This window comes from Dyella sp. AtDHG13 (assembly GCF_003201105.1).
Classification (GTDB): Bacteria; Pseudomonadota; Gammaproteobacteria; order Xanthomonadales; family Rhodanobacteraceae; genus Dyella; species Dyella jiangningensis_B.
In genome coordinates, this window is sequence record NZ_QICJ01000007.1 from 216,612 (window position 1) to 236,846 (window position 20,235).

Consider the following 20,235-nt stretch of genomic DNA (forward strand, 5'->3'; position numbering starts at 1 on the left):
TGCAGCCGTCCTGACTACGGCGAGGCCCTCGATGAAACGCCTGCTTCCCTTGCTTGGCCTGCTTGCCCTTACCGCCTGTTCCGGCAAGCCGCCCGCGCCCGAATCCGCGCCGGCCTCTGCCAGCACCGCGCGCGTGGCCACGCCATGGGACGACATGAAGAAGGACGAACAACGCGCCGCCAACGTGCAGAAGACCGTGGACGAGCAGGCGAAGAAGCAGCAGGAGCAGATCGACGCCGCACAGCAGTAAAACGCGGCACTTGGCAAATGGACGTCTGGACGTGCATCGTGTCCGGCATGAACGCCCATCACGACGAACTTGCCAACGCACCGCTGCTGGACATTAACGAAGCCAGCGTGATGCGCGGCGACCGGCTGATTCTCGATCGTTTCAGCCTGCGCATCGGCGCTGGCGAGCACACTGCCATTCTCGGTGCGAATGGCGCGGGGAAATCCACCCTGGTGCGCCTGATCACGCGCGAGCTCTACCCGCTGGCGCGCCAGGACGGGCGCGCCTCGATGAAGGTGTTCGGCCGCGACCGCTGGCACGTGTCCGACCTGCGCGGGCTGCTGGGCATCGTTTCGCCCTCCCTGCAGCACGACTGCACCAGCGATGCGTCGCTCGAGGTGTCCGAGGCGGTGCTGTCGAGTTTCTTCGCCGCGCAGCGTTTGGGCCTGAACCATCACGTCACACACGCCATGCGCGAACGCGCGGACGAGGCCCTGGAACAGGCCGGCGCCACGCATCTTCTCGGGCGCACCATGGCCAGCCTGTCCACCGGCGAAGCGCGTCGCGTGCTCATTGCGCGGGCCCTGGTGCATCGTCCGCGGGCGCTCTTGCTCGACGAACCCTGTGCGGGCCTGGACATGGCCAGCCGCCGGCGCTTCCTGGAAAACCTGCGCGGGCTCGCGCGCCACGGCACTACGCTGCTGCTGGTGACGCATCACGTGGAGGAGATTCTCCCCGAAGTCCAGCAGGTGGTGCTGCTGCGTGACGGACAGCTGCTGCGGCAAGGCCCCAAGCACGAGGTGCTCACCAGCGCCCTGCTTTCCGACACCTTCGGCATGCCCGTCTGCGTGGAGCGCCACGGCGACTACTACAACGCGGCGATTGCATAGGCCGCGCCCAAAGAAAAAGCCCCGGCGAATACCGGGGCTTTTTCATGCATGTCGCGACGAGCGTCAGCGCGGCGAGCAGAAGCAGTAGGCGTAGACGTTGGGACGACCCGACTGCGCCGTACGCAACAGCTTCAGCTCCGGCGCGATCGTGTCAATGTGGGCCACCCACGACGGCAGCTGCACGCCATAGGCCTGCGCCATCTGCACCATCGCATCGTTGTTCAGGCTGACCAGGAACTGCGCGAAGCCGCCCATCGGCTCTTCCACGTAACGCACCGGCGCGCCCTTGCCCAGCTTCGCGCGCTGCGTTGCGTCGGCGATGGCTTCGCCGATGCCGCCGAGCTGGTCGACAAGGCCGCGATCGAGTGCCTGCTGTCCCGTCCACACGCGACCCTGCGCGATGGCGTCGACGGCGTCGTAGGGCTTGCCGCGCGCCTTGGCCACCTGGCCGACGAAATCGCGGTAACCCTTCTCGATGGTCGCCTGGATCACCGTGCCGACCTTCGGGTCGAGCGGACGCGTGATGTCGAACGCGCCGGCCAGCGGGCTGGTGCCCACGCCGTCGCTCTTCACGCCCAGCTTGTCCAGCGTGCCCGGCACGGTCATGACCATGCCGAAGATGCCGATGGAACCGGTGATGGTGTTGGGTTCGGCGTAGATGCGATCGGCGTTCATCGAGATCCAGTAGCCACCGCTGGCCGCCACGTTGCCCATGGACACCACGACCGGAATGCCGGCCTCGCGGGTCAGCGCCACTTCGCGGCGGATCTGCTCGGCGGCATACACCTCGCCGCCCGGCGAGTTCACGCGCAGCACCAGCGCCTTGGTGCGCTTGTCTTCGCGCGCGGCGCGGATCAGCGCGGCGGTGGAGTCGCCGCCCACCGTGCCCTGCGGCTGCTTGCCGCCGGTGATTTCGCCTTCGGCCACCACTACGGAAACGCCCGGCGTCTGCGTGGCGTCCTCCGACAGCGTGCCGGCGTACTGCGCCAGCGACACCTGACGGAAGCCCTCGCCCTTCTTGCCGGCGGGCACGCCTTCCTTGCGCATCATGGCGATCACTTCGGCCGGCGTGGCCACGCCGTCGACCAGGTGCTGCTCCAGCGAGAGCTGGCCCAGGTCACCCTTGGCGGTGGCGATCTTCTCCGGCAGCGTGTCGATGTCCGAGCGCAGCGTGGCCGGATCCATCTTGCGCAGCTTGGCCACCTCGTTGATGTAGCTGTCCCACAGCCCACCCATCCAGAAGCTGTCGGCTTCCTTCGCTTCGGGCGAAGCGTGGTCGAGGATGTACGGCTCGGCGGCGCTCTTGAACTGGCCGACACGGAACAGGTGCACGTCCACGCCCAGCTTGTCGAGCAGGTCCTTGTAGAACAGGCGGTAGTTGGCCAGGCCGGTGATCATCACCCCGCCCTGCGGATCCACCAGCACGCGGTCGGCATGCGCCGCCAGGTAGTACTGGCCCTGGTCCAGGCTCGGCGCCCACACGATGACCGGCTTGCCGGCGGCGCGGAAGCGGTCGAGCGCCGCGCCCACCTCGCGCAACGCGGCAAAGCCGCCGCCCTGCAGCTCGCCGGGCTCGAGCAGGATGCGCGTGATGCGCGCGTCCTTCGCGGCCGCGTCGATGGAGCCCACCAGGTCGCGCAGCTGGATCTGCTTTGGCGGGTTGCCCGACAGGCTGGCCAGGGCGCGCTGCATCGGATCGATGCTGTACTGCTCCACCAGGTCGCCCTTGGGCTTGATGACCAGCACGCTGTCGCTCTGGATGGCGTGCTCGGAGCGCGCGCCGGCGAAACCGACCAGCAGCACCAGCAGGAACACGAATAGGAAGGCGAAGAAGATCAGGTTGAGGATGGTCAGCCTGACGATATTGATGCCGCGTCCAAGAACGCAGAGAAAGGCCCAAAAGCCGGTGGTACGGGGCGCCGCCATGCGAGGTTCCTCAAGATGTCCGGAACAGCGTAGCTGTTCGCGCGGCGAAGGTCATGTGGTGCGAACGACGCATGGCCTTCGGCATGGCCGCTCGTTTTCGCAGGCGCTGGAAGCCTGGGCTCAGCCCGGCCGCTGCCAGCGCTCGTGGAAGGCGTTGCGGCAGAAGCGCGTGAACAGCAGGATGGCCGCCATGGTCAGGCCGGCGATCAGGCCGATCCACATGCCGCGCGCGCCCATGTCGTGGCGGAACGCCAGCCACCAGCCCACCGGCATGCCCACACCCCAGTAGGCGAACAGGGTGATCACCATCGGCACGCGGGTGTCCTTGAGGCCGCGCAGCGCGCCGTTGGAGGTGACCTGGATGCCGTCGGAGAACTGAAACAGCCCCGCCAGCACCATCAGCTGCGCCGCCAGCGCGATCACCCCGGCATCGTGCGTGTACGCGCGCGCCAGCACGTGCGGCAGGGTCAGCATCACGGTCGAGGAGACGGTCTGGATGCACAGCGCCAGCCCGACGCCGCACAGGCCGGCGTAGCGCACGCCCTGCGCATCGCCGCGGCCGACCGCGTTGCCCACGCGCACGGTGATCGCCATCGACAGGCCCAGCGGCACCATGAAGGCGATGGTCGCCACGCTCAGCGCCACCTGATGGCTCGCCACCACCGTCTCGCCCAGCGTCGCGATGGCCAGCGCGACGGCCACAAACAGGCCACCTTCGGCCAGCAGGGTGACGGCCATCGGGCCGCCGATCTTCATCAGTTCCAGCATCATCGCCGGCTTGGGCCAGGCCAGGCCGCCGCGCAGGTTGGCGTCGCGATAGGCCGGGTGTTTGATCACGAACCACAGGAAGGCCAGCATCTCCAGCCACAGCACCGTGGCCGTGGCGATGCCGCTGCCCAGCGAGCCCAGCGCCGGCAGGCCGAGCTTGCCGTACATCAGCACATAGCCCAGCGGTGCCAGCACCAGCAGGCCGCCGAAACTGAAATACATCGACGGGCGCGTCATCGACAGGCCTTCGGACAGGCCGCGGATGGCGAAGTAGCTGGTCATGGCCGGCGCGGCCCAGCTGATGGCGTGCAGGAAGTGCATGACGTCGGTGCGCAAGGTGGGCACCACGCCGATCCAGTCGAGCAGGGGCGTGGCATGGCGTACCAGGAACCACAGCACGATGCCCATGCCCCAGGCCAGCCACAGCGCCTGCACGAACACCGCGCCCGCTTCGTGGCGGCGGCCCGCGCCGTCCAGCTGGGCGATCGACGGCGGCACCGCCATCATCATGCCCAGGCCGCTGACCAGTGCCAGCGCCCAGATGCTGACCGCCGTGGTCACGGCCGCCTGCACGTGCGCGCTCAGATGCCCCGCGAGCACGGCATCGACAAAGTTCGGACCCACCGCGGCAAGCTGCGCGGCGATCAGGGGAAGGGCTAGGCGCACCGTGGCGCCGACCTCGCGCGCCACCCTGGCGCGATCGGGGCGGAAAGACAGCATAGAAGCACTCCTGGTCCGCCATTCTAGCGCACCGCTCTCGTACTCCTCCGACAGCGCGCTACGGCAAGACACCACGACAGCTGTCTCCGACATCCTCTTGTGCCAAGATCGCCGGCTGATCATCCCGGGGGAGAGGGCATGAAGAAGGACATCGTCTCGTTCGAAGGCGTGCATTGCGCCAACTGCAGCACGCCGATGCAGGGCGAGTTCTGCCACGACTGCGGACAGTCCATCCACACCGTGCTGCGTCCCATGCACCACATGGTGGAAGACACGCTGGACATGGTGCTGCACGTGGACGGCCGCGTGATCCACACCTTGCCGCCGCTGTTCCTCAAGCCCGGCTTTCTCACGCTGGAATACTTCGCCGGCCGCCGCCAGCGCTACGTGGCGCCGTTCCGACTGATGTTCGTGCTGGCGCTGCTGGCCTTCTTCGTATCCCACCTGGTGGTGGGCGGGGCCGATCTGTTGAAGTTCAGCGTCGAGGCCAGCGCCGGCACCGGCGAGTTCGCCAAGGACACGACGCCGGAGGCCGTGCGCGCGCACTTCGAGCAGATGCGCCAGGACATCGAGAAATCCAAGGGGCAAACCGACCAGAAGGCGAAGCACTTCAACCGGCTGGTCAACATCGAGCGCGACCACGCCAACCACCGCCTGGCCGAGCTGCATGCCGCGCCCCTGCCCAATGTCGTCGTGGATGACATGACCGCCCATACGACGCCCATCGACATTCCCTGGCTGCCGGCGGCCATCAACCACAGCCTCGAACGCTCCCAGGCGCGGGCCGTGTCCAACATCCGCCAGATGCAGGGCGGCGGCGAGCAGGCGGCGGAGGCCGAGGAGCGCGTGATGGCTTCGGCATTCCACGCGCTGCCGCAGACCATGTTCGTGCTGATGCCGCTGTTCGCCCTGCTGCTGAAGTTCACCTACCTGTTCAAGCGCCGGCTCTACATGGAGCACCTGATCGTGGCGCTGCACAGCCACGCCTTCCTGTTCCTGTGCCTGTTGCTGGGCGTGCTGCTGTACGCGCTGCAGGTCTGGCTGACGCCTCATGCCGCCTGGGTGGGCACGCCATTGCGCCTGTTGCTGTGGGCGCTGTGGTTATGGTCGCTGGTCTACCTGCTGCTGATGCAGAAGCGGGTCTACCGGCAGGGCTGGTTCATGACCATCGTGAAGTACCTGTTCGTCGGCTGGTGCTACACCATCATGGCCTGCTTCGCCCTCGCATTCGCGGCGGTACTGGGCATGACCAACTAAGCCCGGCCAACCCGGCAGATTCTGTGACATAAATCACACACAAACCGGGGAACTACGCAATTTCGGCAAGCTGTGAAAGCGCCTCGGGGCGGGGTTTTGCACAGCGTCACACGGCTGTCAAGGCAAGTCCCGTGCCGATGGCAATTGCATGAACCCCAGCCGAGCAAAAAACTCAAGCACCTGTATTTAATGATGTTTTTCAGGTGGCTAAAACTTGAACAGGGCGTAGGGAAGGGCGTTTTCATGCGCCCCAGGGGCCTCCTTCAACGGCCCATCCACAGAGTTATCCACAGCACCTGTGGATAACGTGAAAAGCCCCCTGCCGTTAGTCACTTAGCTGCCCTTTCTAGATGACAGGGGAGCAAAAGTACGCAAGGCAAGGCGCGGCGGCCCATCCGCGGATTTACGCATTTCACCCGGCTGGAATTCCGCCCGGTGCATCGGCCCGGTTACACTGATTCGCCAAGAGGTCTTCATGCCCGCCGTCCTTCGCGTCGCCCTGCCGGTGCCCCTGCCAACCCTGTTCGATTACCTGCCGCCGGCCACCGGCGAGGCGGTCGCGGGCAGCCGGGTGCTGGTGCCGTTCGGCAAGGGCAAGGCGGTGGGCGTGGTGGTCGAGGCGGGGGTGGAATCGGCGGTCGGTAACGCCCGCCTCAAGCGGGTGTTGCGCGTACTGGACGACGGCCCCCTGCTCGACGCCGAACTCATGGCCACCCTCGCCCGCGCCGCCGATTACTGGCTGGGCGCTCCCGGCGAGGCCTACGCCAACGCCCTGCCCCTGGCCCTGCGCGAAGACCGCCCGCTCCCCGACCTGCACGAAGAAGCCTGGGCGCTGACAGCCGCCGGCCGCAGCGCGCTCGACGCCGGCAGTCGGCGCGGCGGCAGCCGTGCCCTGCTCGAAGTGCTGGCGCGCGGCCCGCAGACCGCCGAACTGCTGCACGAGATGCTGCCCGGCTGGCGCGACGCCGCGCGTCGGCTCAGCGAGGCCGGCCTGATCGAACGCACCCGCGCCGACGCCGCCGGGCCGGCGCCTGTGACGGCCGCCCCTTCGCTGAGCGACGAGCAGCGGCAAGCCGTGGAGGTCATCGGGCAAGCGCTGGGCGGCTTCCAGCCCTTCCTGCTCGATGGCGTCACCGGCAGCGGCAAGACCGAGGTCTACCTCGCCCTGATCGAGCAGGTCATCGCGCAAGGCAAGCAGGCCCTGCTGCTGGTGCCGGAAATCGGCCTGGCCCCGCAGACCGTGCGCCGCCTGCGCGACCGCCTGGGCGTCGCCGTGCAGGTGCTGCATTCCAACCTCGCCGAGGGCGACCGCGCGCGCGCCTGGCTGCGCGCGCGTTCCGGCGAAGCCAAGGTGATCCTGGGCACGCGCTCGGCCATCTTCACGCCGCTGCCGAACGCCGGCCTGATCGTGGTGGACGAGGAACACGACAGCGCCTACAAGCAGCAGGAAGGCTTCCGCTACCACGCGCGCGACCTCGCTATCCTGCGCGGGCGCGCGCTCGACGTGCCGGTGGTGCTCGGCTCGGCCACGCCCTCGCTGGAATCGCTGGCCAACGTGCAGGCGGGCCGCTACCGCACCCTGCACCTGCGAGCGCGACCGGGCGCGATCCGTGCGCCGCAGGTGCAGATCGTGGACATGCGCGCGCAACGCCTGGAACACGGCCTTTCGCCCGCCCTGCTCGCCGCGGTGAGCGACACCGTGGCGCGCGGCGAACAGGCGCTGGTGTTCCGCAACCGCCGCGGCTACGCGCCGGTGCTGCTCTGCTACAGCTGCGGCTGGCATGCCGAATGCCCGCGCTGCGAACATCCGATGACCTTGCACGCCGGCCGGCGCGCACTGATCTGCCACCACTGCGACTACACCACGCGCATGCCGGGGCAGTGTCCGTCGTGTTTCTCGCCCGAGCTCAAGCCGCAGGGCCAGGGCACCGAGCGGCTGGAAGAAGCGCTGGCCGCGCATTTCCCCGATGTTCCCGTGATGCGCATCGACCGCGAAACCACGCGCCGGCGCGACGCTTTCGAGCAACTGCTGGAAGGCCTGCACGAGGACCGCCCCGCCATCCTGGTGGGCACGCAGATGCTGGCGAAGGGACACGACCTGCCCAACCTCACCCTGGTCGCCATCGTCGGCGTCGATGAAGGCCTGCACAGCGTGGACTTCCGCGCGAGCGAGCGACTCGCGCAACTGGTGGTGCAAGTAGCCGGGCGCGCGGGGCGCGCGAAGAAACCCGGCCGCGTGCTGCTGCAGACGCATCATCCCGAACATCCGCTGCTGCGCCAGTTGCTCGCGCAAGGCTATGCCGCGGCCGCCGCCACGCTGCTGGAGGAACGCCGCAGCGTGCAGCTGCCGCCCTTCGGCCATCAGGTGCTGCTGCGCGCTGATGCGCACCAGCGCGAACACGTCGACGCCTTCCTGGGCGACGCCGCGAACGCGCTCAGCGGCGCACCGCTGCAACTGGCCGGTCCCATGCCCGCGCCCATGCCGCTGCGCGCCGGCCGTCATCGCGGGCAGTTGCTGATCGAAGCGGAAACACGCGGCGCGCTGCATGGCGCGCTCAGGCCTTGGTACCCCACGCTGTCGACGCTGCCTTCGGCGCGTCGCGTGCGCTGGTCGCTCGACGTCGATCCCATCGATCTCTACTGAGCACGGGACGACGCGGCGAAACCTTCAATGATTCTCTTCACTTCACAAGAGGCATCACATGGAAGGCAACGCATCACCCGACACCCGTCCTCGCGTGGTCATACTCGGCGGCGGCTTCGGCGGCCTCGCCGTGGCGCGCGAGCTGGCTGACACCCGCGCCCGCATCACGCTGGTCGACCGGCGCAACCATCATCTTTTCCAGCCACTGCTCTACCAGGTGGCGACCGCGGGATTGTCCGCGCCGTCCATCGCCGCGCCGCTGCGCCAGATCCTGAGGAAACAAGCCAACGTCACCGTGCTGATGGACGACGCGCGCGAGGTCGATCTCGATCGCAAGCGGGTGACGCTCGCGCGCGGCGACGTGCCCTACGACGCACTCGTCATCGCCACCGGCGCCACGCACGCCTATTTCGGCCACGACGAATGGGAACGCCACGCGCCGGGCCTGAAGACGCTGGAGGACGCGTTCGCCATCCGCCGTCGCGTGCTCGTCGCCTTCGAGCGCGCCGAGCGCGAGGAGGATCCGGCGCTGCGCCAGGCATGGCTCAACTTCGTCATCGTCGGCGGCGGCGCCACCGGCGTGGAGCTGGCCGGTACCGTGGCCGAAATCGCGCGCCACACCTTGCCGCGCGAATTCCGCCGCGCCGACCCGCGCCGCGCCAACGTGCTGCTGGTGGAGGCCGGCCCGCGACTGCTGCCCGCCTTCGACGAGGATCTCTCGGACAAGGCGCGGCGCCAGCTGGAGAAACTCGGTGTGCAGGTGCGCCTTGCCACCTCCGTCACCGCCATCGACGGGGATGGCGTGATGCTGGACGGCACGCCCTACGCCGCGCGCACCGTGCTGTGGGCGGCCGGCGTGGCGGCCTCGCCGCTGGGCCGCAAGCTCGGCGCGCCGGTGGATCGCGCAGGCCGCGTGCTGGTGGAGCCTGACCTCAGCCTGCCCGGCCACCCGGACGTCTTCGTCATCGGCGATCTCGCCGCCGTCACCCAGGTCAACGGCAAGCCCGTGCCTGGCGTCGCGCCCGCCGCCAAGCAGATGGGACGCTACGTCGCCACCGTGCTCAAGGCACGCTGGCGCGGCGAGAAAAGCGTAAAGCCCTTTGCCTATCGCGACGATGGCGCGCTCGCCACCATCGGCCGCATGGCCGCCGTGGCGCAATTTGGACGTCTGAAACTGTCCGGCATCCTGGCTTGGTGGGTGTGGCTGATCGCCCACATCGCCTTCCTGATCGGCTTCCGCAACCGTCTCGTGGTAATGCTGGACTGGGCCTGGGCCTACTGGACCTACCAGCGCCACGCCCGCATCGTCACCGGCATCGACGACCGCGCCGATGCACAAACGTCTTTGCCCAAGGACGCTTAGGGTGGAGAATCAGGGTTTTCCAAGCCGGACAACGCCGTGTCTTCCCAACTCGAACAGCTGCGCCAGTACACCACCGTCGTCGCCGATACCGGCGATATCGAAGCCATCGCCCGCTGGCGCCCGGTGGACGCCACCACCAACCCGTCGCTGCTGCTCAAGGCCATCGAGAACCCCAAGTTCGCGCCGGTCATCGAGGAATCCGTGGCGTGGGCCAAGGGCAAGAGCAACTCGCGCGAGCAGCAGCTGGTGGACGCCAGCGACCACCTCGCCGTGGCCGTGGGCCGCAAGATCGTGGAACTGGTGCCGGGCCGCGTGTCCACCGAAGTGGACGCGCGCCTGTCCTTCGACGTGGACGCCTCCATCGCCAAGGCCGAGCGCCTGGTGCAGCTCTACGCCGACGCCGGCGTGCCGCGCGACCGCATCCTGATCAAGCTGGCCTCCACCTGGGAAGGCATCCGCGCCGCCGAGCAGCTGGAGAAGCGCGGCATCAACTGCAACCTCACCCTGCTGTTCTCGTTCGAACAGGCGGTGGCCTGCGCCGAAGCCGGCGTATTCCTGATCTCGCCGTTCGTCGGCCGCATCATGGACTGGTACGTCGCCAACACCGACACCAAGAGCTATGCGCCGGAAGAAGACCCGGGCGTGAAGTCGGTGCGCCGCATCTACGGCTGGTACAAGGAGCACGGTTTCCCGACCGTGGTGATGGGCGCCAGCTTCCGCAACATCGGCCAGATCCAGGCCCTCGCCGGCTGCGACCGCCTGACCATCAGCCCCGACCTGCTGGAAAAGCTCGACCACGACACCTCGCCGCTGCCGCGCGCACTCAACGACACCGGCGCCACCAAGGCCAGGCCCACGCCGATCACCGAAGCCCAGTTCCGCTGGGGCCACAATGAAGACGCGATGGCCACGGACAAACTCGCCGATGGCATCCGCAAGTTCGCGGCGGATCAGCGCAAGCTGGAAAAGCTGCTGACGGAAAAGCTGTAAGGGCCGCATGGGGCCGCTGCTCTTGCTCCCTCTCCCCGCTGGGGAGAGGGTTGGGGTGAGGGGTCACTCTTGCCTCACCGCTTCATAAGAGCCGTCATCCCAGCGAAAGCTGGGATCCAGTGACGTCACTGGCTCTGCCTCGAAGGATGGCTAACGCAGGACACGGTGGGGCGAGCACCCGCCCCCTCACCCCAACCCTCTCCCCGGAGGGGAGAGGGAGTCAAAGGCAAAAGCACCTCACTTCATCCCACGCGCCTTGGCATCCACCGCCAACTGCTTCACCGCGATATCGTCGCTCTGCCAGCCGCCGCCCAGCGCCCGCACCAGCTGCACGCTCGCGCGCAACTGGTTCGTCTGCAGCGACAGCAGGCCAAGGTGCGCGTTGAGCGAATCCACCTGCGCCGTCACCACGTCGAGATAGCTGTTAGCGCCCTGCTTGTACAGCGCGGTCGACAGCTTCAAGGTGCGATCGGCCGCCGCGGTGGCGTCCTGCTGGTCTACCAGGGCATTGCCGTAGTTCTTCAGCAGCGACTGGTTGTCTTCCACCTGCTGGAACGCCGCCAGCGCCGTGCTCCGGTAGCGCGCGCTGGCCTCGTCGAAGGCCGCGTGCGCCGACGCCACCTGCGCACGGCGACGCCCGCCGTCGAACACATTCAGCAGCAGGTTCGGACCCAGCGCCCACAGCGTGCTCGGCGCATTCAACAGATTGCCCCAGGCGCCGCTGGTGTAGCCGCCGTTCGCGCTCAGCGTGAGTGACGGGAAGAACGCCGAGCGCGCGACGCCGATCTGCGCATTGGCCTCCGCCGTGCGCCGCTCGGCGGCGGCGATGTCCGGTCGACGCTCCAACAGAGTGGAGGGCAGCCCCACCGGGATCACCGGCAGGCTCGGCAGGTCGGTCTTCGCATCCAGCGTGAAGCTGGATGCAGGCTGGCCCACCAGGGAGGCGATGGCATGCAGCAACACGTCGCGCTGTGCCTTGGTCTGCGACAGCTGCGAGCGCGTCGAGGCGAGCTGCGTCTGCGCACGATCCACATCGAGCCCGGACACCGCACCGCCTTCATGCAAGGTCGTCGTCAACTGCAAGGCGCGCTGATACGCATCGACCGTCTTCTGCAGCAGATCGATCTGCCGGTCCACGCCCACCAGCTGCACGTAGCTGTCGGCCAACGAGGCTTCCAGGCTCAGGCGCACCGAGGCGAGATCCGCCGCCGATGCCTGCATCGAAGCACGGCCCGCCGCGACGTTGTCGCGCACGCGACCCCACAGATCCACTTCGTACGACGCCTGCGCCGTCGCCGAGTACAGGTCGTAGTACTCCGGCGAGGTCGGGCCATGCAGCGGCGAATTCAACGACGCGCGATTGCGTTGCGCGCCCGCACCCACCGAGATCTGCGGAAACAGGTCCGCACGCACCTGCGCAAGGTAATCGCGCGACTGCTGATAGCTCGCGAAAGCCGCGGCGAGATCCGGGTTGTGGTCGATCAACTGCTGCTCGAGGCCGTTGAGGCGCTCGTCGCCGTACAAGGTCCACCAGCCTTCGCGCGGCAACTGGTCAGAAGGCTGCGCGGTGGTCCATGGGCCGGCCGACTGGTAATGCTCGGCGACCGGCGCTTCCGGCGGCTTGTACGTGGGCGCCATGGAACACGCGCCCAACACCAGCGTCGCCGCGATGATGGCTGCGAGGCTCTTAGGCTTTGTCATGGGGCTTGCCCGCCTGCGGGTTCTTGGCGATGCGTACTTCGTCGCCGTCGGCCAGGCCGTCCGGCGGGTTGATGATCACGCGGTCGTTCGCTTCCAGGCCCGAGCCGATCTCGATTGTCTTGCCATAGTCGCGGCGAATGGTGACCGTCTTGAAGTGCGCGTGGTCGCTGGCGTCGAGCGTGGCGACGTGCAAGCCCTTATCGTCGAAGATCAGCGCTTCGGCCGGCACGCGCAGGCCCAGCGCGCCGGAGCCGATCTTGAATTTCAGGCTCGCATAGCTGCTCGGCAACAGCTTGCCGTCGGGGTTGTCCACCAGCAGCTGCACCAGCGTGGTGCCGGACGTCGGCGTGATCGCGCGGGCATCCGCCTCCACCTTCGCGGTGAACGACTTGCCCGGATACTCCGGCACGGTCAGTTCGGCGTCGTCGCCCTTGTGGATGGCCGGCGCATACACCTGCGGCACGCGCACGTAGACGCGCAGCTTGCTGGTGTCGGACACCGTGAACAGCGGCGTGCCGGTGCCGCTGCTGTCGGCCGTGATCAGCGCACCCACGTCGGTGTTGCGCGCGGTCACGCGACCGTCGAACGGCGCGACCAGTTTCGCGTACGACTTCAGCGCCTTCAGCCGATCGAGATTGGCCTGCGATGCGTTGACCTGCGCCTGCTTGGCGGCAAGATCGCCGTTGTACTGGTCCACCGACTGCTGCGAGACCGAATCGGGGTCGGTCTGTCGCAGCACCTGCCAGCGCTTGGCGGTGGTCGCGGCGAGCGTTGCGTTGGCCTTGGCGGTCGCGAGGTCGGCCTGCGCCTGCAGCAGCTGCTGGTCGAGATCCGGCGTGTCGATGATGCCGAGCACGTCGCCGGCCTTCACCGGTGCACCGATGTCCTTCGCCCAGGACTTCAGGTAGCCGCTGGTGCGCGCATAGATCGGCGCGTTGGTGAACGCATCCATCTGCGCGGGCAATTCGAGCGGCGCTGAGCCATTCGCATTCTCGGGCTCGGAGATCAACACCGTGGGAATGGCCTGCTCGTCCGTCCACTGATGCAGGTTGCGCGCCTGCACGATGCGCGTCGTGGTGCCGATCACCGCGATCGAACCGAACACGAGGACGCCGATCACGGCAGCCAGGCGCAGGCGGCGCGGAGACAACTGGACCTCAGGGAGTTGAGTGTGTTCAGACATGGGCAGGTACTCCGGCATGGTCAGCCGAATCAGAGTCGGGCACGTGCTTGTGACGTGCGTGCACGATGGAGAAAACGACGGGAACGAAGATCAGCGTGGCCGTGGTGGCGAACAACAGGCCGCCGATCACGGCGCGGCCCAGCGGTGCGTTCTGTTCGCCGCCATCGCCGAGCCCAAGCGCCATCGGCACCATGCCGATGATCATGGCCAGCGCGGTCATCAGCACCGGACGGAAGCGCACGAAGCCGGCCTCGCGCGCCGCCAGCAGGGCGTCGCCGTGCAGCGCCAGCCGCTCGCGGCAGAAGCTCACCACCAGCACCGAGTTGGCGGTGGCCACGCCCATGCACATGATGGCGCCGGTCAGCGCCGGCACCGACAGCGTGGTGTGCGTGACGAACAGCATCCACAGGATGCCGGCCAGTGCGGCTGGCAACGCGGTGATGATCACGAACGGATCCGTCCACGACTGGAAGTTCACCACGATCAGCAGGTACACCAGCACGATCGAACCGAGCAGGCCGAACAGCAGGCCCGAATAGGCATCGTGCATGGTCTGCACCTGGCCGAGCAGCACGGCGTTCGCGCCCTTGGGCTTGTCCTTCGCCGTGTCGTCCAGCACTTTCTGGATGTCGCCGGCCACGGCGCCCAGGTCGCGCCCCTGCGTGGCGGCGAAGATCTCCACCATCGACTGGATGTTGTACTGGCTCACGATGGTGTTGCGGTGCGTGCGCGTGATGTTCGCCAGCGCGCCCAGCACCTGCGCATTGCCGCCCGACTTGGCGGTGATCGGCAAGTTGTTGAGCTGCGGCAGCGAGTCGAGCTGGTACTGCGGCACCTGCGCGGAGATCGGATAGGTGACGTTGTTGTCCGGATTGAGCCAGTACGTCGGCGCGACCTGCGCGGTGCCGGACAGGTCCGCGATCAGACTGCTGGTCACGTCCGCCTCGGTAAGGCCAAGCAGCTGCGCACGCGTGCGGTCCACGTCGATGCGGAAGGCCGGCTGCGCCTGCGACTGCTGCAGCCGCGCATCGACCACGCCCGGAATCTGGCGGACCTTGTTGAGCAGTTCGTTGGCGTACGCGAAATCCTGGCTGAGCTTGCCACCGCGGATCTGCAGGTCGATCGGCGCGGGCGAACCGAAGTTCAGGATCTGGCTGACGATGTCCGCCGGCGGGAACGAGAACGTGGAACCCGGGAACTCGCGCGGCAGTTTCTCGCGCAGCAGCTTCACGTATTCCGCGCTCGGGCGGTGGCCTTCCTTCAGCGAGATCTGGATGTCGCCGTCCGACTCGCCCACTTCGCCGGTGTTGTTGTAGATGGTGTTGATCGAACTGGAATACTGGCCGATGTTGTCCACCAGCGCTTCCAGCTCGTCACCCGGAATCACCTGGCGGATGGCCTTCTGGATGTCCGCGAACTCCGCCGCCGTGGTCTCCACGCGCGTACCCACCGGCACGCGCACGTGTACCAGGATCTGGCCGCCGTCCACGTCGGGGAAGAAGTTGCTGCCCAGTCCCGGCAACAGCAGGAACGACAGCAGCACGAAGCCCAGGAAGCCCGCCACGAACACCTTGCGATGCTCCAGCGCCAGGTGCAGCACGCCGCTGTAGCCGGCGCGGAACGTCTCGAAGCGGTTCACGAAGCCCTGCTGGAAGCGACCCAGCGCCGTCCTGGGCGCCGGCTGCTCGATGTGCTGGCCGTGCTCGTCCACCGTCGCCGGGTGCTCCTTCAAAAGATACTTCGCCATCGTCAGCACGAGCGTGCGCGACAGGATGAAGGAGAAGATCATGGCGAAGATCACCGCTTCCGCCATCGGCACGAACAGGTAGCGCGCCACGCCCGGCAGGAAGAACATCGGCACGAACACGATGCAGATGCAGCACAGCGACACGAAGGCCGGCACGATGATCTGCGCCGAGCCGTCCACGATCGCGGTGATGACGTCCTTGCCCTGCTCCAGGTGCCAGTTGATGTTCTCGATGGTCACCGTGGCTTCGTCCACCAGGATGCCCACCGCCAGCGCCAGGCCGCCCAGCGTCATGATGTTGAGCGTCTGCCCAATGGCCGACAGCGTGAACACCGAGCCGAGCACCGCTAGCGGAATCGAGGTGGTGATGATCAGCGTGGAGCGCCAGCTGCCGAGGAAGAGCAGGATCATCAAGCTGGTGAGCGCGGCGGCGATGATGCCCTCGCGCACCACGCCGTCGATGGACGCACGCACGAACACCGACTGGTCGCCGATCGGCGTCACGGTGAGGTTGTCGGGCAACGCGTCCTTCATCTGCGCGAGCTTCTCGCGCGCACCGGCCACGATGGCGAGCGTGGAGGTCGAGCCGTTCTTGAGGATGGAAAGCAGGGTCGAGCGCTTGCCGTCCACGTGCACGATATTGGTCTGCGGCGGGTTGCCGTCGCGCACGTGGGCCACGTCGCGCACGTAGATGGTGGTGCCGTTGACCTCCTTGACCGGCAGGTCTTCCAGCTCCTGCACGTGGATGGCGGCGTTGTTCAGCTCCATCACGTATTCGTACTTGCCGATCTTCTGCGTGCCGATCGGGCTGATCTGCTGCTGGTTGGCCAGCGCGTTGGCCACATCCTGCGTGGAAAGTCCACGCGCCTGCAGCGCGGCCGGATCCACGTCCAGCTGGATCTGGCGCGTCTTGCCGCCAAACGGATACGGAATGGCCGCGCCCGGCACCGTCACCAGCTGCGGGCGCAACTGGTTGAGGCCAAGGTCGCCCAGCTGCTGCTCCGACAAGCCCTGGCCCGACAGCGCAAGCTGCAGGATCGGCACGGTCGAGGCGTTGTAGTTGACGATCAGCGGCGGCGTGGCGCCGGCCGGCATCTGCTTGAGGATGGTCTGCGCAATGGCCGTGACCTGCGCGTTCGCCGTGGCGATGTTGACGCCGGGCTGGAAGAAGATCTTGGTGATGCCCATGCCATTGATCGACTCCGACTCGATGTGCTCGATGTCGTTGACGGTCGTGGTCAGCACGCGCTCGAACGGCGTGTTCATGCGGCCGGACATCTGGTCGGGCGTCATGCCGGTGAACTGCCAGGACACCGCGATCACCGGGATGTTGATCTCCGGAAAGATGTCGGTGGGCGTGCGCATGGCCGACATCACGCCGAAGATGAGGATGGCCAGTGCGAGAACAACAAAGGTGTAGGGCCGCGTGAGCGCGATCCGGACGATGCCAAGCATGCGGGGGATTTCCGTGCGCGAAATGATGCGTCGCGGCAAATTTTCGCATGCACCGGATACCCTCAGAAGAGTCCGATGGATGAAGATAATTTCATGTTGCGCGGAACGGGCGCGATGGACAGCAGCATGAAGATTTCTTCATGCCGCCGAACGCGCTCACACCGTCATGGGCGTGACTTCCGGCACGGTGCGCGACAGGCAGGTGCCTACCTTGTCGTCGGGGCCCGGCGTGTAGCAGTACAGCGTGAGCCGCGCGCCGCTGCTGCTCGCATCGGCGATATCGAGGCCGTAGCCGTGCAGGCGCACGATGGCGCTGACGATGCTGAGCCCCAGCCCGGAACCGCCCGTCGTGCGGCTGTTGTCGCCGCGATAGAAGCGGCGCGTCACCGCATCGCGTTCGCCGGCGGGAATGCCAGGGCCACTGTCGACCACGTCCACGCGCGGCCCGCGTTTGTCCATGCTCGCGCGCAGCATCACCTTGCCGCCCGTCGGCGTGAACTTGATCGCATTGCCCACGAGGTTGGCCAGCGCCTCGAACAGGAGGTGCGCATCGGCGCGCACCGGTGCGAGCGGCTGGATCTCGACGTCGAAGGTCTGCCCGCGATCCTCCGCCACCGGGGCGTAGAACTCATGCACCTGGCGCAACACCTGCCCGACGTCCACCTCGTCGAAACAGGCGACACGGTGGCGATCTTCCAGTTCGGACACGCGCAGCAAGGCACGGAAGCGCGTCAGCACTTCGTCGATGTCGACCACGCACGATTCCACCAGCGCAGCCTCCGGCTCGCCATCGAGCTGCTGCTGCGCGCGGTACAGGCGCGCACGCAGCCGCGTCAACGGCGTGCGCAGGTCGTGCGCGATGTTGTCGCACACGCCTTTCACTTCGTTCATCAGGCGCTCGATCTCGCCCAGCATGGTGTTGACGATGCTGGCGAGCTGATCGAGTTCGTCGCCGCGTCGGCTCACCGGCAGGCGCTTGGACAGGTCGCCCTGGCGGATGGGATCAGTCGCTTCCTGCAGTTCGCGGATGCGCTTCTGCGGACCACGCCGCAACAGGAAGCCGCCGAGCAGGCCGGGAATGATGGTCAGCGAAAGACCCCACAGCAGCGCGCGGCGGATGATCGCGCCGATGCCGTCGATGGTGCTGATGTCCTTGGCGATCACCAGGATGTCGCCGTTCGGCAGCGTGGTGGCGAGGCCACGCGCGCGCACGCGCTCCGCGTCGCGATCGGGGCGCGGCAGGCCGTGCCTGAGCAGGTGCACCTGCCCGTCGCGCAGCAGCGAGGTCGGCAGGTGGTCGATGTTGCCGGCCACCGGCTGGTGGTCCTTGTCGAACAGGCCCACGGACATGATGCCGTGCGGATCGATGGCCGCGGCATTGTCCACCGTGGTGGCAAGGCGCGCCGGGTCCGTGGAGGCGATGTAGTGCATGCGCTGCTGCAGCATCTGGTCGATGACCGTGTTGAGGTAGCGCGTGGTTTCCCACTGGATCACGCCGACCAGCACGGCGCCCCATACGACGAACAGGGCGCCGTAGATCAGGATCAGCCGCGACGTGGTGGAATGCCAGCTGTTTGGACGTCCGTTCATGACACCACCGGAGCGGTTTCGTTGGCGGCGGCGATCATGTAGCCGGTGCCGCGCACCGTGTGGATCAAGGCCGGTTGCCCGGCGCCGTCGATCTTGCGCCGCAGGCGCGCGATATGCACGTCGATCACGTTGGTGCCGGGATCGAAGTGAAAACCCCACACCGTCTCGAAGATCATCGTGCGCGTCAGCACCTGTCCGGAATTGCGCATCAGGAATTCGAGCAGGCGGTATTCGGTGGGCAGCAGGGTCAGCGGCTGGCCGCCGCGATAGGCCACGTGGCTCACCAGGTCCAGCTCGAGATCGGCCACACGCAGGCGCTGCACCATCGCCTGCGGCTGGCGACGCCGCAGCAGCACTTCGGCGCGCGCGGACATTTCATCGGGCGCGAACGGCTTGGTGAGGTAGTCGTCGCCGCCCGCGCGCAGGCCGCGCACACGTTCGTCGACATCGCTCAGCGCGCTGATCATCAGCACGGGCGTGTCGCGCCCTGCCCTGCGCAGTTCGGCCACCACGTCGATGCCATCCATGCCGGGCAGCATGCGATCGAGCGTGATCAGGTCGTAGTCGCGCTGCATGGCACGCTCCAGTCCTTCGCTGCCATTGGCTACCCACTCCGCCTGCATGCCGTGCGCACTCAACTCCGCCACGATCTCGCGCGCGGTGGTTTCGTCGTCTTCGATGACCAGCACCTGGGGCATGGCAGCCATAAACACCGGGAATCCCATGGGAGAACGCGGAGGCGGTCCTGTCCCCGCAAAGCCAAACGGCCCCGATGGGGGCCGTTTGTCATCTTACGCTGACATTGAAGATCAGGCAGCGAAGAGGCTGCGCATCTTCTTCATCGCGTTGGCCTCGACCTGGCGGATGCGCTCCGCGGAGACGCCGTACTCGTCCGCAAGATCCTGCAGCGTGGCCTTCTCTTCGTTGAGCCAGCGGCGCTGGATGATGTCGCGCGAGCGCTCATCCAGGTTGTTCAGCGCCGTGGACAGCGTGTCGAGCTGGTTGTCGGCCTGGTCGGCATCGGCAACGTTCTCGTACGGGTCCGCGCCTTCGTCGATCAGGAACGCTTCCGGCGCCGGCTTGGCGTCGTCCTCGGCGTCGGCCGGGGCCTCGAAGCCGATGTCACGGCCGGACAGGCGCGACTCCATCTCGCGCACCGTCGCTTCCGGCACGCCCAGATCCTGCGCGACCATGCGCACTTCCTCGGCGTTCATCCAGCCCAGGCGCTTCTTGCTCTTGCGCAGGTTGAAGAACAGCTTGCGCTGCGCCTTGGTGGTGGCGACCTTCACGATGCGCCAGTTGCGCAGGATGAACTCGTGCATTTCCGCACGGATCCAGTGCACCGCGAAGCTCACCAGGCGCACGCCCTGATCGGGATTGAAGCGCTTGACGGCCTTCATCAGGCCGATGTTGCCTTCCTGGATGAGGTCGGCCATCTGCAGGCCGTAGCCACTGTAGCCGCGGGCCACGTGCACCACGAAGCGCAGGTGCGACATCACCAGCTTGCGGGCCGACTCCAGGTCTTCTTGTTCGTTGTAGCGACGCGACAGCGTCTGCTCCTCGTCCTGGCTGAGCACCGGAATCCGGTGGACCGCCGAGATATAGGCATCCAGACTGCCGACGACACTCGGCACCGGCAGGTTGGCGGTCACCAAAGCTTGAGACATGTGTGGAACCTCCTGAATAGGGGATCAGCTTAGCACTCGGATAGTGAGAGTGCTAAAGGCCCCGAAAGGTTCCGGGACCTTTGATGAACTGAATAGTACAGGAAT

14 protein-coding genes are annotated in these 20,235 nt (G+C 67.0%); 6 read left to right on the forward strand and 8 right to left on the reverse strand.

The window, feature by feature from the left end; genetic code table 11:
- Positions 1-31 precede the first annotated feature (31 nt).
- Together BDW41_RS13625 and BDW41_RS13630 are read left to right on the forward strand one after the other, a co-directional pair.
- Positions 32-250 carry a hypothetical protein gene (locus BDW41_RS13625; protein ID WP_074548849.1) on the forward strand — a complete coding sequence of 73 codons (219 nt, stop codon included), beginning with the start codon at positions 32-34 and terminating at the stop codon, positions 248-250.
- 47 nt (positions 251-297) lie between these two features.
- Positions 298-1,119, forward strand: coding sequence for an ATP-binding cassette domain-containing protein (locus BDW41_RS13630; RefSeq protein WP_074548973.1), 822 nt, complete (start codon positions 298-300; stop codon positions 1,117-1,119).
- Positions 1,120-1,182: 63 nt separating this feature from the next.
- Here BDW41_RS13630 and sppA read toward each other — a convergent pair whose 3' ends face one another.
- Both sppA and BDW41_RS13640 read right to left on the reverse strand, forming a co-directional pair.
- Entirely contained in the window at positions 1,183-3,045 is a 1,863-nt protein-coding gene (sppA, locus tag BDW41_RS13635; RefSeq protein WP_074548850.1) for a signal peptide peptidase SppA, read from the reverse strand.
- 120 nt (positions 3,046-3,165) lie between these two features.
- The gene (locus BDW41_RS13640) at positions 3,166-4,533 is read right to left on the reverse strand and encodes an MATE family efflux transporter (protein ID WP_074548852.1); all 1,368 of its coding nucleotides are present in this window, start codon (positions 4,531-4,533) and stop codon (positions 3,166-3,168) included.
- 138 nt (positions 4,534-4,671) lie between these two features.
- Between BDW41_RS13640 and BDW41_RS13645 the strand changes: the two genes are divergently transcribed.
- The 4 genes from BDW41_RS13645 to tal all read left to right on the forward strand — a co-directional run bounded on the left by BDW41_RS13645 (position 4,672) and on the right by tal (position 10,787).
- The gene (locus BDW41_RS13645) at positions 4,672-5,790 is read left to right on the forward strand and encodes a DUF3667 domain-containing protein (RefSeq protein ID WP_074548854.1); all 1,119 of its coding nucleotides are present in this window, start codon (positions 4,672-4,674) and stop codon (positions 5,788-5,790) included.
- Between the two features lie 475 nt (positions 5,791-6,265).
- Positions 6,266-8,434 (forward strand): primosomal protein N', encoded by a 2,169-nt coding sequence (locus tag BDW41_RS13650; protein ID WP_074548856.1) that lies wholly within the window; start codon positions 6,266-6,268, stop codon positions 8,432-8,434.
- A gap of 58 nt (positions 8,435-8,492) precedes the next feature.
- Positions 8,493-9,797 carry an NAD(P)/FAD-dependent oxidoreductase gene (locus BDW41_RS13655; protein WP_074548858.1) on the forward strand — a complete coding sequence of 435 codons (1,305 nt, stop codon included), beginning with the start codon at positions 8,493-8,495 and terminating at the stop codon, positions 9,795-9,797.
- A 36-nt stretch (positions 9,798-9,833) separates the two neighbouring features.
- Entirely contained in the window at positions 9,834-10,787 is a 954-nt protein-coding gene (gene tal / locus BDW41_RS13660; RefSeq protein ID WP_074548860.1) for a transaldolase, read from the forward strand.
- A gap of 237 nt (positions 10,788-11,024) precedes the next feature.
- Here the strand turns inward: tal and BDW41_RS13665 are convergent, their stop codons facing one another.
- From BDW41_RS13665 to rpoH, 6 genes are all read right to left on the reverse strand, one after another.
- Positions 11,025-12,488: an efflux transporter outer membrane subunit gene (locus tag BDW41_RS13665; protein WP_074548862.1), complete on the reverse strand. Its 1,464-nt coding sequence runs from the start codon at positions 12,486-12,488 to the stop codon at positions 11,025-11,027.
- Positions 12,475-13,671 (reverse strand): efflux RND transporter periplasmic adaptor subunit, encoded by a 1,197-nt coding sequence (locus tag BDW41_RS13670; RefSeq protein WP_074548864.1) that lies wholly within the window; start codon positions 13,669-13,671, stop codon positions 12,475-12,477. The genes BDW41_RS13665 and BDW41_RS13670 overlap by 14 nt, the downstream gene beginning before the upstream one ends.
- Positions 13,664-16,873, reverse strand: a complete 3,210-nt coding sequence (locus BDW41_RS13675; protein WP_074548867.1) for an efflux RND transporter permease subunit — start codon at positions 16,871-16,873, stop codon at positions 13,664-13,666. The genes BDW41_RS13670 and BDW41_RS13675 overlap by 8 nt, the downstream gene beginning before the upstream one ends.
- Positions 16,874-17,029: 156 nt before the next feature.
- Positions 17,030-18,463, reverse strand: coding sequence for a HAMP domain-containing sensor histidine kinase (locus BDW41_RS13680; RefSeq protein WP_074548869.1), 1,434 nt, complete (start codon positions 18,461-18,463; stop codon positions 17,030-17,032).
- Positions 18,460-19,161, reverse strand: a complete 702-nt coding sequence (locus tag BDW41_RS13685) for a response regulator transcription factor (RefSeq protein ID WP_074548975.1) — start codon at positions 19,159-19,161, stop codon at positions 18,460-18,462. Before BDW41_RS13685 ends, BDW41_RS13680 begins: the two co-directional genes overlap by 4 nt.
- A gap of 111 nt (positions 19,162-19,272) precedes the next feature.
- On the reverse strand, positions 19,273-20,130 hold the full coding sequence (gene rpoH / locus BDW41_RS13690) for an RNA polymerase sigma factor RpoH (RefSeq protein WP_074548871.1): 858 nt from the start codon (positions 20,128-20,130) through the stop codon (positions 19,273-19,275).
- Positions 20,131-20,235 lie beyond the last annotated feature (105 nt).

What these genes read in the sequence shown, in the direction of transcription:
- BDW41_RS13625 (WP_074548849.1), top strand. Translation starts at nt 32, where the DNA reads ATGAAACGCCTGCTTCCCTTGCTTGGCCTGCTTGCCCTTACCGCCTGT.
- BDW41_RS13630 (WP_074548973.1), top strand. Translation starts at nt 298, where the DNA reads ATGAACGCCCATCACGACGAACTTGCCAACGCACCGCTGCTGGACATT.
- sppA (WP_074548850.1), bottom strand. Translation starts at nt 3,045, where the DNA reads ATGGCGGCGCCCCGTACCACCGGCTTTTGGGCCTTTCTCTGCGTTCTT.
- BDW41_RS13640 (WP_074548852.1), bottom strand. Translation starts at nt 4,533, where the DNA reads ATGCTGTCTTTCCGCCCCGATCGCGCCAGGGTGGCGCGCGAGGTCGGC.
- BDW41_RS13645 (WP_074548854.1), top strand. Translation starts at nt 4,672, where the DNA reads ATGAAGAAGGACATCGTCTCGTTCGAAGGCGTGCATTGCGCCAACTGC.
- BDW41_RS13650 (WP_074548856.1), top strand. Translation starts at nt 6,266, where the DNA reads ATGCCCGCCGTCCTTCGCGTCGCCCTGCCGGTGCCCCTGCCAACCCTG.
- BDW41_RS13655 (WP_074548858.1), top strand. Translation starts at nt 8,493, where the DNA reads ATGGAAGGCAACGCATCACCCGACACCCGTCCTCGCGTGGTCATACTC.
- BDW41_RS13665 (WP_074548862.1), bottom strand. Translation starts at nt 12,488, where the DNA reads ATGACAAAGCCTAAGAGCCTCGCAGCCATCATCGCGGCGACGCTGGTG.
- BDW41_RS13670 (WP_074548864.1), bottom strand. Translation starts at nt 13,671, where the DNA reads ATGTCTGAACACACTCAACTCCCTGAGGTCCAGTTGTCTCCGCGCCGC.
- BDW41_RS13675 (WP_074548867.1), bottom strand. Translation starts at nt 16,873, where the DNA reads ATGCTTGGCATCGTCCGGATCGCGCTCACGCGGCCCTACACCTTTGTT.
- BDW41_RS13680 (WP_074548869.1), bottom strand. Translation starts at nt 18,463, where the DNA reads ATGAACGGACGTCCAAACAGCTGGCATTCCACCACGTCGCGGCTGATC.
- BDW41_RS13685 (WP_074548975.1), bottom strand. Translation starts at nt 19,161, where the DNA reads ATGCCCCAGGTGCTGGTCATCGAAGACGACGAAACCACCGCGCGCGAG.
- rpoH (WP_074548871.1), bottom strand. Translation starts at nt 20,130, where the DNA reads ATGTCTCAAGCTTTGGTGACCGCCAACCTGCCGGTGCCGAGTGTCGTC.